The following is a 14,155-nucleotide window of genomic DNA, read 5'->3' as shown; positions in this document are numbered from 1 at the left end:
TGGCAGGCGTTCACATCTTGGCATCGACGCTCGCCTCCGTTACCGTCGTGGGAACGCTCCCACAAACTTAGATACGTCTATGTGATCAGGAGGAAACACGACGTGGCTATCCTCTCGTCCCGCCGCAGATCAGCGGCCATCAGCGTGGCCGCCGTCGCGGGCCTCGCCGCGGCCGGCGTCGGTTTCGCCGTCGGTGGCGCATCCGCCGGAACGGTGTCCGGATCGCTCTACCGTGACCCGAGCTCGGCAGTGGTCCGCTGGGTCGCGGCAAACCCCGGCGACTCCCGCGCCGCCGTCATCCGCGACAAGATCGCCAGTCAGCCGCAGGCGCGCTGGTACGCCAACTTCAACCCGTCGACCATCCAGTCGGAGGTCTCCAGCTTCATCGGCGCCGCCAACGCGGCACAGCAGATTCCCGTGCTGTCGGTGTACGAGATCCCCAACCGGGACTGCGGTGGGGCCAGCGCCGGTGGCGCGCCGGACCTCAACCAGTACCAGACCTGGGTGTCCAACTTCGCCAGAGGGCTCGGCAACCAGACGGTTCTGATCATCCTGGAGACCGACTCGCTCGCGCTCCAGACCTGCCTGAGCCCCAGCGAACTCAGCGCGCGCAACCAGGCGCTGACCACGGCGACCCAGACCATCAAGTCGGGCAACCCCAACGCCAAGGTCTACCTCGACGGCGGGCACTCGACCTGGAACAGCGCCAACGACACTGCGAACCGGCTGCGGGCGGCCGGCGTGCAGTACGCCGACGGCTTCTTCACCAACGTGTCGAACTTCAACCCCACGTCCAGCGAGGCGAACTTCGGCCGGGCCGTCATCTCCGCGCTCAACGGCATGGGCATCTCCGGCAAGCGGCAGGTCATCGACACCAGCCGCAACGGCGGTGCCGCCGGTGACTGGTGCGCCGACGACAACACCGACCGGCGCATCGGGCAGTACCCGACGACGAACACCGGCGACGCCAACATCGACGCGTACCTATGGGTGAAGCCGCCGGGCGAAGCGGACGGCTGCCGCTACACGGCCGGTTCGTTCCAGCCGGACCTGGCCTTCAGCCTGGCCAACGGCGCGCCCAATCCGCCGCCCACCACCGCGCCGCCGACGACCAATCCGCCGACCACCGCTCCGCCGACGACCGCTCCGCCGACCACGGCGCCGCCGACCACGCCGCCGCCGGCCGGTAACGGCTGCTCCGCGTCGGTCGCTGTCAACCAGTGGAACGGCGGCTTCACCGCGAGCGTGAACGTCACCGCCGGCTCGGCGAGCATCAACGGCTGGACCGTGACCGTCGCGCTGCCTGGCGGCGCCGCGATCACCGGCACCTGGAACGCCCAGGCCAGCGGCACCAGCGGCACCGTCCGGTTCACGAACGTGGGCTACAACGGGCAGGTCGGCGCCGGCCAGACGACCAACTTCGGTTTCCAGGGCACCGGCACCGGCCAGGGCGCTACCGCCACCTGCGCCGCCTGACCGGACCCGACGCCAGGGCCCGGCGCGGAGGATCGCTCTCCGCGCCGGGCCCCCGTCGTCAGCCCTGGTCCGCCGAGCCGATCCACAGGGGAATCGAGTCGTGGGCACGGACGTCGTGGGCCGGCACCACCTGCATCAGGCCGGCCAGCGCGACGATGCGCCGAAGGCCCTCCCGGACCCGCGTCGCGTCCACGTCCGCGAGTATCCGCAGCAGCGCCGGGCGCTCCGCCCGGAGCGTCACGCCCTCCATCTGCCAGGTCAGGTCGCCGATGAAGGCGTACCGGCGCCCGTCGGGCAGGCTGACGAAGACCACGACCGAGCCGTCCGTGTGGCCGCCCGCCTCCACGATCACCACCGAGCCGTCGCCGTGGACGTCGTGGCTGGCGGGGAAGCCGAGGTACGGCGGGCCGTCGAACGTGTAGTGGTGGATCCGGCGGTGGCTCGCGACCTCCCGGAACACGGCGGCATCGGCGGCCCGGTCGACGTACCGGCCTTCCGCGGGGTTCAGCCAGATCGGCACGTCGAGGTCGGCCAGGCCGCTGACGTGGTCCCAGTGGGCGTGCGTGATGACGACACCCCGCAGCCGTGCCATGTCGTAGTCCCGCGCCCGCAACTGGTCCCGGACGGTCGCGCCGACTTCGTGCGGGGTGCGCCGGTAGGACGGCATGGCCGCGATATGCGCCTCGACGTCCGCGCCGAACCCGGCGTCGATCAGCAGGTCACCGCGCGGGTGCCGGACGAGCACGGCGGTGGCGGCGAACCGTCGCCGGTCGCCGAACGCGCCGCCGCGGTAGGCCAGGAATGCCCGATTCTCGTACGTCCCGGTGGGGAACTGGTAGATCGCCATCCCGGGTGGCGGTGCGGCGTCGGGCAGCGGACCCGTCCACGGTTCCGGCGCCGGAAAGGGCGCGGGCCGGAACGACCGGACGGCGACCAGCGCGGCGGCGACACCGGCGAGCGCGACGGCGCTCCACACGTAGATCATCTGTCGTGCCTCTTCGCGTTTCTCACCGGTCGATTCGACAGCCGGTGGCGCGTCGGCGTCCAACACCTGATCGGGGGCGGCAATACCTTGAGGGTATGGTTCCCCGGTGGTGGACATGCGCTCTCTGGGCTACTTCGTCGCGGTGGCCGAGGAGCTCAACGTGGGCCGCGCGGCGGCCCGCCTGCACATCTCGCAGCCGCCCCTGAGCCGGGCGATCCAGCGCCTGGAGGTCGAACTCGGCGTCGAGTTGTTCAACCGCTCGGTCCGGGGCATGACGCTGACGCCCGCCGGTCAGGTGCTGCTCCCGGAGGCGCGCGAGCTGCTCGCCCGCATGGATTCCCTGCCGTCGCTCGTCGCCCCGGCGGCCGAGCCGCGCAGCATCACCATCGGGACGCTCGCGGACAGCGTGGACCGGGCGGGCAGCACCCTGATCGACGCCTTCCGCTCCCGGTACCCGGGCGTCGAGATCCGCGTCGTCGAGGGCGACCTCACCGACCCCACGGTGGGCGTGGACCGCGGTCTGGTCGACGTCGCGCTCACCCGGGGGCCGTTCACCGCCGGCACGGTCGCCGTCGCCGAACTCCGCCGGGATCCGGTGGGGGTCGTCCTGCGGACGACCGACCCGCTCGCGTCCCGGGACCGGGTGCGGCTCGACGAACTGCGGGACCGCCGCTGGTTCCGCGTCCCGGACACCGTCGACCCCGTGTGGCGGGACTACTGGACCGGTGGTCGCGAACCCGTGGACGGCACCGACACCGTGGTGCGGACCGTCCGCGAGTGCATCCAGGCGGTCCTGTGGTCGGACTCGATCGGGCTGGCCCCGCTGGCCATCACCCCCGTACCCGGCATCGTCGTCGTCCCGGTGGACGGCGTGGCGCCGAGCCCGCTCGTCGTGGCGTGGCGGCGGCGCGACCGCAGGTCCCTCGTGCACGGCTTCGTCGACCTCGCCACCGCCCGGTGAGAACCTCACCGGGCGGTGGCGGCCGGAGTCACGCGCCGGCGAACCGCCGCGCCCTCCTCAGGTTGAGCGCCAGCTCCTCGCGGTTCTGGTGCGCATGGCGGAGCCACGCCGGCTGGCCCGGGCCGGTACGCCAGGACTCGCTGAGCGGACTGTTGTCCACAGTGTCGAAGCCGAATCGGTCGTAGAGCCGCGTCACCAGCTCGACCGCCTCCGGGTGGTCGCTGGAGACGGACAGCGCCAGCCGGTCCGGCGCGCCGGCGGGCCGGGCCGAGGTGAGCAGCCGGGGCGCCTGGATGTGGGTGAACGCCTTCGCGACCTTCGACGTGGGGAGCTGTTCCTGGCGCAGCTCGTGGACCGTCTTCTCGCCGGAGTCGAGGACCGGGATGTTCCCGTCCCGCCAGACCATGTAGTTGTTCGTGTCCAGCACGACCTTGCCGGCCAGCTCCTCGACCGGCATGTCGTTCACGACCTTGAGCGGCACGGCGACGATCGCGAAGTCGCCCGCTGCCGCCGCCTCCGCGGCGTACGCCGCCCGCGCCGACGGCCCGAGTTCGGCCACCAGGTCCGTCAGCGTGTGCGGCCCCCGGGAGTTGGCGATCACGACCGTGTACCCGGCCGCTACCGCCGCGCGGGCGAGCTGGCCGCCGACCTCACCCGCGCCGATGATGCCGATGGTGGTCATCGTCGGTGTCCCTCAGCGGGCGGCGGTGAGCTGCCGGAGCATCTCGGCCGAGTCGTGCAAAGCGGTCATCTGCACGAACCGACCGTCGCTGACCTTGTAGATGGCGTACTCGACGATCTCGAACGAGGCGCCGGAGGGCGGTACGCCCAGCCACTCCTTCACCGGTGTGCCGTGGTTGATCGCGCGGACGGCGATCCGGTCGCGGTCGAACAGCAGTTCCTCGACCGTCCAGCGGAGATCCGGAACGGCGTCCACGTCGTGCTTCTGCACCGCGATGACGTCGTCCCGGGTGCCCGGCTCGCCGTTCAGCATCACCGTGTCGTTGATGAACTCGTCCATGCCGTCGAACTCGTGGGCGTTCAGTGCGGCGACGTAGCGCAGGTACCAGTCGCGGAGATCGTGCTGAGTCATGTCACTCTTCCTCTGCTGTGCGGATGATGTGCGGATCGCGGTCGGGGCGGACGGCTACCAGCTCAGGAGCCCGGAGTCGTCCTGGAGGGTTCCGGTCGGGCCGTCGGGGGGAAGCGTCGCCAGGCGTACGACGGTCCTGGCGCTCTCCGCCGGGGTCCTGCCGCCGCCGATCGCGGCGGTCAGGTCGGTGGCGGTGTAGCCCGGCTCGACCGAGTTGAACCTGATCCCCGGCTGGGACTTGGCGTACTGGAGGGTGATCATCGTGGCGGCGGACTTCGACGCCGAGTAGAGCGGTGACGTCAGGTCGTACTCCGGCCGGTCGGGGTTGGTGACCGCCCAGAAGGAGCCGGCGCTGCTCGACACCGTGACCACTGTCGGATTGGACGACCGGCGCAGCAGCGGCAGCGCCGCCTCCGTGACGCGGACGATCCCGACCACGTTGGTGTCGAAGACGCGCAGGGCGGTCGGCCCGTCGACGACGCCGTTCTCGGCGATGCCCGCGTTGTTTACGAGGACGTCCATCCGCCCCTCGTCGGCGTCGATGGTCGCCAGCGCCTTTGTCACCGAGTCGTCGTCGGTCACGTCGAGCGGCACGAACCGTGCCCCCAGAGCCGAGGCGGCCTCCTCGCCCCGCCCGGTGTCGCGCGCTCCGACGTAGACGACGTGCCCCAGGTTGAGAAGCTGTCTGGCGGTCGCGAAACCGATGCCCTTGTTCGCGCCGGTGATCAACGTGACGGTCATGCTGTTCCCTCGTGTTCCCAGTTTTGTACTGATCGGTTCGGGGATCACCATAACAGGTTTCTGTACCGATCGGTTCGTGGGCTGGGTCACGTTCTGTACCGAGCGGTATAGTCGGGGTATGAGCGCTGAGACTCCGACCCCGGGACGGCCGCGGGCCTTCGACGAGCAGACGGTCCTCGACCGGGCCGCCGAGGTCTTCTGGCAGCAGGGGTACGAGGGTGCGTCGCTCAGCTCACTCACCAGGGCGATGGGCATCAACCGGCCCAGCCTCTACGCCGCGTTCGGCAGCAAGGAGGAGCTGTTCAGGCGGGCCTTCGACCGCTACCACGAGACCAACCTCGCGAACGCGCGCGCCGCCCTCGAACAACCCACCGCGTACGCCGCGATCGAAGCCTTCCTGCGCGCCAGTGCCGACAACCTGACCGCCGGCGGCCACCCCGCCGGCTGCCTCTCCATCCAGGGCGGCCTGGCCTGCTCCCCGGAGAACGCCCGCATCTCCGAGATCCTCGCCGCCGGCCGGGCGGCCACCGAGGCCGCGCTCGAAGAACGGCTGTCCCGTGCGGCGAAGGAGGGCGATCTCCCGGACGGCCTGGACAGCCGGGCGCTCGCCCGGTTCGTGATGGCGCTCAGCGAGGGGCACGCCGTCCACGCCGCTGCCGGCGCGAGCCGCGAGGACCTTCAGGCCTCCGTCGACGTCGCCATGCGGGCCGTCGCCGCACTCCATCCCGGTCCCGCGCCGGCGGGGTCCGCGTAGTCGAGGGCGGCCTCAGTACTGGGTGGACTCAGAAGCGGCGGCGGACCCATCTGCCGATCATTCCTAGCGTGAACAGCAGCATGAACAGGAATATCCCCGCGCGCCAGTTGTCGCCGCTGGTGTTCCGCCCGGTGTAGGCCGACATCCCGTACAAGAAAAAGATCACGTTGGCCGGCAGGACGACCAGGAGCGCCTTGGTGTCGAGGTGCGGTCCGCGTTTCTGCGCAAGGTTGTTGTTGATGTTGATGTTTCCGGTCTGGGTGGCGTAGACGTTGCCCGAGTTCGTGTTGATGTTCTGGCCCGACCCGGGTGGGGTCCCCTTCTGACCGGAACTCATCGCGGCTTCACCATCAGCTCCGGTGCGGCGCCCGGTCGTGCCACCAGTTCGGCGATACGCGGATCGGCGGAGCCGCTCACGCCCAGCATGGCGACCGCCTGCTTGAACGCCTGCGGAATGGTCCGGCCGAAGCCCAGAGCGGAGTAGAAGGAAGCGGCGAATGCGATGGCATCGTCGTCGGGGATGGCCGCGTTCATGCCGACGACGTAGTCGACGTATCGACTGAGGGCCTGCACCGCGTTGGCGGAGTGGCAGGCGTTGACGACAACGACCCGAAGGTTGTCGCCAGTGGCGTGGAAGAGCTCCGCGAGAGAGGCGAGACTGACGGATCGGGCGATGCCGTCATCTGCGGAAAGCAGGATTTCCCCGGTGCGATCGCCGTGGCCGCTGAAGTGGACGATGTGCGGGCTGTGCTGGTTGAGGTACTGAAGGAGATCCATCGGACGGACCGCCCAGCAGGTGATGAGTTCGAACGCCTCCCGGTCCCGGGAGAGGCGTAGTCGCTCCGTGATCTGCCGCGCCTCCTCGTCGATGGCCAGCCGCGCGGTGGCCAAGGGATTGGCGGCGAGCATGAGGACGCGGATCCGGTCGTCAGGAGCCGCCGTCTCGTGAACGTTGACGTCGCCGGTCTGTGTGGCATAGACGGGACCACCGTTTGTGCTGATCTGTTGGTGCCAGCCGGTGCCGGCAACCGACTTCTTCGCGTCCCTCATGCGCTGCCACTCCATCATGATCTTGTCGACGTCGGATGACGGCGACATGCCCTCGACGGCTGTCGACAGCCCGTCCACCCCGGCTGTCCCGACGGCAACTACTGACGGACAGCCGTCCGTCAGTAGTTGCCGTGCGATGCCTGTCAGGTCCGGCGCCGCCTGCCGGCTCTCGATTGGAGCTGTGCGTCGAATACCAGAGCTTCTCGGGTTCGTACGACTGCTCACTCTTGTTCGTCAACTGCGGCACCCCGACGTGGTGGATCCCCGCAAGCTGGCCGAGTTCGTCGACGCCGGCGGCTGTCTCTACGTGTCCGACCTCGCCGGTGACCTGTTGGCGCTCGCGTTCCCGGAGCTCTTCGTCTTCGACGGACGCGGCGGCCGGACTGGCGAGATGGATGCCCTCGTCGTCGATCGGGGACTGCGTGAGATGTCCGGTCGCATGATCAGGATCAGGTTCGACATGGGCAGCTGGAAGGTCTTGCGCCACTGCCAGGGCCACGCCGTCATCCGGTCGGCCGCCCCGGGCGAGTACGCCGATCTCCCGATCATGGTTTCGGTTCGCTGTGGCCGCGGGACGGTCTTCTACACCTGTTTCACAACCGGTCCCAGCAGTTCACGTACCCGGACTTCGGCGAGAAGCGCGGCCGCTACTTCCTGGCCCGGGATGGCGCCGTGGTCCCGGAGGTCCTGAGCGCGATCGCCACCTCGGTCATCGGCTCAGCGCTGAGTACCGGCAGTGGCAAGCCTCAGTACCTGCCGCCGCGAAGGACGCCGTCGGCGGCATGAAGGGCAGCCTCATCCGCTGAGGGGCGGGCTGTCCGTCAGGGAGGAGCAGGCGGGATTCCGCCGTCCCCCAAGACCATCGGAGGAGAAGCCATGTCCGAGCGGGCCACCGAGGGGCAGGTAGTCATGCCCTTCTACATCGTCTGTGACGTCTCCGGATCCATGTGCGGCGACATGGCCGATCTGAACGCAGGCCTCGCCGGTCTGCGCCAGGAGATCATGAAGGACCCCGTCGCCGACGACCTGGCGATGCTCAGTGTCATCGCGTTCGACGACACCGCTCGCACCGTGATGCCACTCAACTTCCCGAGCGCGATGGAACTGCAGACCCTGAGCTGTGGTGGCCTGACCAACTACACCGCTGCCTTTCAGGAGTTCCACCGGGCCTTCGAGGCCGATCGGGTCCGGCTGAAGAACGAAGGCAAGAGGGTCTTCCGTCCGTGCATCTTCTTCCTCACCGACGGCGAGCCGACGAGCAGGGACCACCTGCAGGTCTTTCAGCAGCTGCTCGGGTACGACCCGGTCACGAAGCAGGGGAACCCCCGCTACCCGTACGTCACACCGTTCGGATTCCGTAGTGCGACGGAGGAGTCGATGAAGGCCCTCGCCTACCCCAACTTCGGTGAGAAGAAGGGACGCTACTTTCTGGCGAAGCAGGGCGCATCGGTCCCGAGCCTGCTCAAGGCCATCTCCGGAATGATCGGCACCTCGGTGCTCTCCTCCAGCCTGAGCGGCACTGTCGGGACGTTCCAGTACACCCCGCCGGCCACCGACGCGTCGCCGGAACTGGAGGGCAGCTTTGTCGACTGACGTGTGGCGGCGCACCGAGACACCCGGGGCGGGTGCGTACGTGATCGGCGATCCGGGCCGTGCCGCCACGCAGTTGGAACCCGGCCCGCCCACGCGCTTCCCGGACTCGGCCGATCATGAGCTGAGCGACTTTCGAGTGCCAGGCGCACAGGTCCGTGCCGCCAGCGTACGAGGAATCCTGCATCGCTATCGCAATCAGCCGCGGCAGGACCGCTTCTCCGTGGTCTTCGACCCGTCCACGATGACGCTTGTCGTCACCGTCTGCGACGGCGTCGGGCAGTTCCCCCTGTCGCAGGAGGCGGCCGGGTTCGCGGCGGCCGACGTACCTCGCGCCTACCTCCGTCACGGTGACTGGCAGATCGCCGTGAACGAGGTCAACGAGCGTCTCAAGGACTTCGTCGCGGCGGCCGGGAGCCGTCCGCACCTCGATCACGTCCCTGATGGCGTCCGGATGGCGACAACCCTCGTGGCCGCAGCGGTATGTCTCGATCCGGCCGAACGGCACGTCTCCGTCGCCTGGACCGACGACTCGTCGGCCTGGGTACTGGCCGACGGCCGGTGGCGGAATCTGACGCACGATCCGGACGCCTACGACGACGACAACGGCTTGCACTCCGGCCGGGTCAGGGCACTGCCGCATGCGGATCCTCGGCTCAGGACGGCCGAGCACCTCCTCGGCGACGGACCGATCTTCCTCATGACCGATGGCGTCGGCGTCCCGCTCGAGGGCTCCGTGCAGGTGCGTGAGACCCTCGCCGGCTGGTGGGCCACCGCCCCCGACGTCTTCACCTTCGCTCAGCAGGTCGGCTTCGCGCGGAAAGGGCACATGGACGACCGCACCGTCGTCGGTGTCTGGTTCGAGGCGAGCCGGCCGTGATCCGCATCGACAGACGCCGGCTGGGCACACTCAAGCCGCTCGGCCAGGGCGGGATGGCACAGGTGCATCTCGTCGGTGACCACATTCCTGAGGTGCCGGGCAGGCTCGCGTTCAAGGAGCTGTTGCCGTCCGTCGACGCGAAGAACCGTGGACCGATGCTCAGCACGATGCGGCAGGCTGTCGCGCTGCGTGACGCGATGAGCCCGGCGGAGCAGGCCGAACTCGACCTCCTCACCGTGTGGCCGCTGGCCATGGTCCATGAGAAGGGCACCGACGTGGGCATGCTCATGCGGTGCATCCCCGACGACTTCTTCATCGACGCCAATGGCGGACGCCGGGTCTTCGAGTTCCAGTTGCTCGGCGCCGACTCGGAACAGGCCAAGGAGAACGGTTTCGACAAGAGCCGCGCACCGGCCGACAAGGAACTCGTCCGCCTGGCCCTGATGGCCCGCCTCGCGTACGCGATCGAAGTGATCCACCGGCCACGAGGCGGCCGGCGTCTCGTCTACGGCGACATGAATTTGCGCAACGCCGCCGTGGCCACCGATCCGCCACGAATCCTGCTGATGGACTGCGACGGGGTGGCCGATGTCGCCGACGCCACCCGGATCCAGCCGAACACCCCGTTCTTCGTGCCGCCGGAGGTGCGGCACAAGAAGCAGAAGCTGCAGGACCAGCTCACCGACGTCTACAAACTCGCACTGTGCGTGATCCGGGGCCTCGCCACCGGCCGCGGATCCACCCAGCTGCACGATCCGGCCAGCCCGCTCGTCCCCCCGGGCCTGCTCGACCAGGTAGGAATCGACCTGCTCAACCGTGCGCTCAGTGACGACCGTGCCCAGCGGCCGACCGCCCAGGAGATCAAGGAATATCTCGTCGGCCGGGTGCTCGATCTTGCTGACCCACCGACACTGCTGTCCGCGGAACTCAGTACCGACGTGACGCTGCGTGGCTCCGAGGTCTTCGTCCGCTGGCAGCACAGGGGCGCCAGATCGGTCCGCATATTCAGCGATGTCAACAACTTCGCCGTCGGGGATATCGACCCCGACGGCTACCCGAACGGCTATCCCGTCAAGCCACCCACTGCGTGCGAGATCCGGGTAGCAGTCGTCAACGACCACGGCGAGGACGAAGGACCGGCGGGCCGGCTGCACTACTACGAGATGCCGCCGGTGCAGGTCTCGGTCAACCCGCCCGCGGTCGTGCTGCCGGACCTGCCGGTGATGCGGCTGCCTCGTACACACGCAGAGCTTCCGCCGTACCCACTGCCCGCGGCGGACGTCGTTCCGCTGCCACCGTTGCACTGGCCGCAGGTGCCGCCGGTTGACCTCGCGCCGGCAGTGCCTGAGGCGCACACGTCGAAGCAGCTACGGGACGTGATCGGGAGCGCCTACCGCGCCGCCGACGTCGGGGTCGACGCCGCGATCCGCGAAATGCTGCGGCGTACAGCACAGAAGCTTCGTGCGGATTCCAAGCAGAAGGCCTCCGCCAACGGTTTCCCTCCCCCGTGAAGACTTTGAAGGACTGATGCATATGCAGAGATCCAGCACATTTCTGGCTCGTCTCGGCGGTGCCGACCCGGGTGTGCTCGCGCGCGCAAAGCAGATCAGCCGAGGCGGTGTGGCCAAGGACCAGGCCCGCTTCGTGGCGCTGGGGCTCGTGCTGCTCGCCACTGCCGGCTTGGCCGTGGTGTCGATGGCCTTCGCGATGACCGACGGGCTGCGCGTCGGTGTGGCCGGCGCGGTGCTCATCGGCATCTTCTGGGGCGTGATCATCCTGGTCGTCGACCGTGCGCTGATCCTCAGTCTGAAGCCGACCGGCAGCAGGTGGTTGCTTTTCTGGATGGTCCTGCCGCGGATTCTCATGGCGGCTCTGCTCGGCCTGGTCATCTCGACTCCGCTGACGCTGCGCATCTTCGCCGACGAGATCGAACAGCAGATGACGCTCGACAACATCAGGAAGGCGGAGGGTGCGTCGATCGTACTGGCCGAGGGAAACCGGCAGAAGGAGCTGGCGGATCTCAAAGAGGAGATCACGAAGTACGAGCGATACCTCGCCGGCGAGGTCGCGGTCAGCTCACCCGTCCTGGCCGCAGCCGAGGCGGAGCACAAGCAGGCCACGACCGACTACCAGGCAAAACAGGCGACCGCAGAGAAGGCGTGGGCTGCCTGGCGGTGCGAACTCGACGGTGAGCTCTGCGAAGCCGGCAGCGGCAAGCGGGGCGATGGCCCGCGTGCCCGGGCGCTTCGGCGGGAGTACGACCGGAAGGAGAAGGACGCGACAGCGGCCCGGGAGCTCGTCCAGACGAAGCTCGCAGCCCTGGAGAAGGCCCGGTCGGACTTGCGCCGAGACAGCGGCCGGACGGTCTCCGAGGCGCAGGACGAGGCAAAACGAGTGCTCCCGGGCCTGCGTCAGCAGCGCGACATCCTCCAGGCGGCGATCCAGAGCGACTTGGACACGAGCAACAAGGAGGCCGCCGACAACACGGGGTTGCTGGCACGCCTGGTCGCGTTGGCTCACCTGGGGGATGAGAACGGCTGGGCGAAGCTGGCTCATCTACTGGTCGCCGCACTGTTCTTCATGATCGAGCTACTGCCTGTCGCGATCAAGTCGCTGTCCATCCTCGGTCCACCCAGTGCCTATGACCAGATCGACGAACTCGACACCAAGGAGGTCGTCAAGGCAGCAGGACGACAGGAGTACATCGACAAGGATCTGGAGAAGCGCAAGAAGCGGATTGCTGAGGCGGTTCATGACGAAGTCGAAGCGGTGATGCTCGAACTCGCCACTGACCAGGTCGAAGCGTGGAAGCAGAAGGTGAGGCAGATGGCTGTCCAGCCGCCCCAGAGCACCGGCAAGGGCAGTGGCCTCTGGCCCGGCAACGGCCAGCCTGCAAAGGCCACCGGATCGGTCGCGCCATCGGCCCGCGCCACCGTCACGGGTCGACGTTCGGCGGCAGCGAGGGTCGCTGCCGCGCTGAACCTGCCCCCGTCGGCCAAGCGCCCGTCATGAGCTCCGTCGGCATGAACCCGTACTGGCCCGCCGAGGAGGACTGGGCCGGTTTCCTGGTGGTGATCGTTCCCGTCGGTCCGCTGCCGCTGCCTGCCGAGGAGCTGTGTCGGCAGGTGCAGGCGCAGATCGGTACCGACCCGGTGCTCTACGATCTGGTCACGGTGCGGCTCGCTCCCCGTTTCAAGCTCACGCCGGAGTGGGACCGCGCGTTCGTGAGCACTGTGGTCGAGGCAGCGATGCCGGCCGGCCACTTCTTCGCGCCGCGGGGCGTCATCGGGTTGGTGGTGGTGTCCGACGACCGGGAGAAGCTCCGCAACGTCTTCGACAGCCTGCGCGACCTGCCACCCAGCAGACGTCTGTGGGCGCGGATCTTCGGCACCGGCGTACGGGACTCCCGGAACGGCAGCTCGCCGACCGCCGCCGGAAGAGTCGCGAGCACTGTCAACACACTCATCGAGATGTACGACGAGCAGCCGCAGATCGCCCTGAGCGAGTCAGCGTTCCTCGATCGGGTCGGCGCTCTGATCGAAGAGGGTTACCTGAGCCCTTCGGCGCTCGGTCCCGAGCCGTCCCCGGCCTCGGCTGCGGGTCCGGCGTCGACTCGAGAGCGACCGGGGCAGGTCGTCGAGTCGCCGCGCGCCACCGCGTCGGCACCCGTGGTCGAACGGCGGCCGCGTGTCGTACCGGCTCCCGATCCGGTGCCGGTGGACGTGCGGACCCCGGCCGCCCGGAATGCGGGGGCGGCGAAGAAGCCCATGCTGGAAGCGGTGATGTACGACGGCTCCGAGATCGTGGCCGTGGACCAGCGCACACCGATCCAACGCCTGACCGGTCGGCAGCAGACGGATGCCGACTGCATGGACGAGCTGCATCGAGGCGGAACGGCGGTCGGGCTCGTCCATCTCGTCTTCGTTCCGGACGACGGTGTCGTGCCCAGGCGGGTGACGAAGCGGCGCAATGAGGTTGCTCTGGAGCTCGATCAGCTGTTGGATTCCGTCGAGTTCGACGCGGCGAGCGGCCAGCCGGTGCGCATAGCGGTCGAAGTTCTCTCGGCGACCAACCCGTTGCAGAAGCACGGCGTGCTTCGTGTCGCGGGCACCATCACCGAGGTCGCGCTGCCGAAGGTGAAGATCGAATACTTCTCGATGACCGATGTCGTCGAGCCGCTGCTCGACGCGGCGGGCCGTACCTCGCGTGCACTGCACGCCCGGGGGGTGCAGGTCGTGAGCCAGCACTTCGTCTTCCTGGCCGCGATGAGGTTTCCGGCCGACGAGGCGACCGAGGACGACTGGGTCAGACTGCTGGAGAACGGTCGAGTCACCTGGGTCGACTTCAGCCCGTCTGGCGGACGTCATGCGCTGCATCCGATGCCGCCGTCGCCGTTCGGCCTGCATGTGCTGACCGACAAGGAGGACGTACTGGCAGTGATCAAGGAGCAGTCCGGAGTCATCTACCGGTACGCGCAGCGGATGCCCACCCACACGGCGGCGTACGACACGCCCGGGCACGACGGGCACGAGCCGATCTCTTCGACGGTCGATGGCCGGCGCTGGTGGCCGTTCGGCAGAAAGCCGGGTGCATGAGGGCCCCTTCGTCCGCCTGCGCCGCATCCG

At 68.7% G+C, this 14,155-nt stretch carries 15 protein-coding genes; 9 read left to right on the top strand and 6 right to left on the bottom strand.

Translation table 11 applies throughout. From position 1 onward, the window contains the following. The first annotated feature begins 102 nt into the window (after window positions 1-102). Window positions 103-1,476: a glycoside hydrolase family 6 protein gene (locus IRY44_RS02325; protein WP_194798803.1), complete on the top strand. Its 1,374-nt coding sequence runs from the start codon at window positions 103-105 to the stop codon at window positions 1,474-1,476. Window positions 1,477-1,534: 58 nt separating this feature from the next. Here the strand turns inward: IRY44_RS02325 and IRY44_RS02320 are convergent, their stop codons facing one another. Further along, window positions 1,535-2,461 (bottom strand): MBL fold metallo-hydrolase, encoded by a 927-nt coding sequence (locus IRY44_RS02320; protein ID WP_194798802.1) that lies wholly within the window; start codon window positions 2,459-2,461, stop codon window positions 1,535-1,537. A gap of 115 nt (window positions 2,462-2,576) precedes the next feature. Between IRY44_RS02320 and IRY44_RS02315 the strand changes: the two genes are divergently transcribed. Next, a complete protein-coding gene (locus tag IRY44_RS02315) occupies window positions 2,577-3,422 on the top strand; it encodes a LysR family transcriptional regulator (RefSeq protein WP_228531382.1) in 846 nt (281 codons plus the stop codon). Between the two features lie 28 nt (window positions 3,423-3,450). Here the strand turns inward: IRY44_RS02315 and IRY44_RS02310 are convergent, their stop codons facing one another. Genes IRY44_RS02310 through IRY44_RS02300 form a run of 3 tightly spaced genes read right to left on the bottom strand, consistent with a single transcriptional unit; the run spans window position 3,451 to window position 5,256 of the window. Then, on the bottom strand, window positions 3,451-4,104 hold the full coding sequence (locus IRY44_RS02310) for an NADPH-dependent F420 reductase (RefSeq protein ID WP_194798801.1): 654 nt from the start codon (window positions 4,102-4,104) through the stop codon (window positions 3,451-3,453). Window positions 4,105-4,116: 12 nt separating this feature from the next. Continuing rightward, a complete protein-coding gene (locus tag IRY44_RS02305; protein WP_194798800.1) occupies window positions 4,117-4,515 on the bottom strand; it encodes an ester cyclase in 399 nt (132 codons plus the stop codon). A gap of 54 nt (window positions 4,516-4,569) precedes the next feature. After that, a complete protein-coding gene (locus IRY44_RS02300) occupies window positions 4,570-5,256 on the bottom strand; it encodes an SDR family NAD(P)-dependent oxidoreductase (protein WP_194798799.1) in 687 nt (228 codons plus the stop codon). 118 nt (window positions 5,257-5,374) lie between these two features. Between IRY44_RS02300 and IRY44_RS02295 the strand changes: the two genes are divergently transcribed. Then, window positions 5,375-6,010: a TetR/AcrR family transcriptional regulator gene (locus IRY44_RS02295; RefSeq protein ID WP_194798798.1), complete on the top strand. Its 636-nt coding sequence runs from the start codon at window positions 5,375-5,377 to the stop codon at window positions 6,008-6,010. A gap of 28 nt (window positions 6,011-6,038) precedes the next feature. On the opposite strand, the gene IRY44_RS02290 is transcribed toward IRY44_RS02295, so the two are convergent. Further along, entirely contained in the window at window positions 6,039-6,347 is a 309-nt protein-coding gene (locus tag IRY44_RS02290; RefSeq protein WP_194798797.1) for a hypothetical protein, read from the bottom strand. After that, window positions 6,344-7,138: a CHAT domain-containing protein gene (locus IRY44_RS02285; RefSeq protein WP_194798796.1), complete on the bottom strand. Its 795-nt coding sequence runs from the start codon at window positions 7,136-7,138 to the stop codon at window positions 6,344-6,346. Before IRY44_RS02285 ends, IRY44_RS02290 begins: the two co-directional genes overlap by 4 nt. Window positions 7,139-7,316: 178 nt before the next feature. Here IRY44_RS02285 and IRY44_RS02280 point away from each other — a divergent pair, with 178 nt between their 5' ends. The 6 genes from IRY44_RS02280 (at window position 7,317) to IRY44_RS02255 (ending at window position 14,125) form a co-directional block, all read left to right on the top strand. After that, window positions 7,317-7,751 (top strand): hypothetical protein, encoded by a 435-nt coding sequence (locus tag IRY44_RS02280; protein WP_194798795.1) that lies wholly within the window; start codon window positions 7,317-7,319, stop codon window positions 7,749-7,751. Window positions 7,752-7,936: 185 nt separating this feature from the next. Further along, window positions 7,937-8,653: a VWA domain-containing protein gene (locus tag IRY44_RS02275; protein ID WP_194798794.1), complete on the top strand. Its 717-nt coding sequence runs from the start codon at window positions 7,937-7,939 to the stop codon at window positions 8,651-8,653. 40 nt (window positions 8,654-8,693) lie between these two features. Continuing rightward, window positions 8,694-9,530: a protein phosphatase 2C domain-containing protein gene (locus IRY44_RS02270; protein WP_194798793.1), complete on the top strand. Its 837-nt coding sequence runs from the start codon at window positions 8,694-8,696 to the stop codon at window positions 9,528-9,530. After that, a complete protein-coding gene (locus tag IRY44_RS02265; RefSeq protein WP_194798792.1) occupies window positions 9,527-11,041 on the top strand; it encodes a hypothetical protein in 1,515 nt (504 codons plus the stop codon). The genes IRY44_RS02270 and IRY44_RS02265 overlap by 4 nt, the downstream gene beginning before the upstream one ends. A gap of 22 nt (window positions 11,042-11,063) precedes the next feature. Continuing rightward, on the top strand, window positions 11,064-12,542 hold the full coding sequence (locus tag IRY44_RS02260) for a DUF4407 domain-containing protein (RefSeq protein ID WP_194798791.1): 1,479 nt from the start codon (window positions 11,064-11,066) through the stop codon (window positions 12,540-12,542). A gap of 11 nt (window positions 12,543-12,553) precedes the next feature. After that, complete coding sequence (locus IRY44_RS02255; protein WP_194798790.1) at window positions 12,554-14,125, top strand: hypothetical protein; 1,572 nt, start codon at window positions 12,554-12,556, stop codon at window positions 14,123-14,125. Window positions 14,126-14,155 lie beyond the last annotated feature (30 nt).

This window comes from Micromonospora sp. ANENR4 (genome assembly GCF_015354395.1).
Lineage (GTDB): Bacteria > Actinomycetota > Actinomycetes > Mycobacteriales > Micromonosporaceae > Micromonospora > Micromonospora aurantiaca.
Note: the sequence above shows the minus strand (reverse complement) of the source record. Positions and strands in the feature narration are given on the sequence as shown.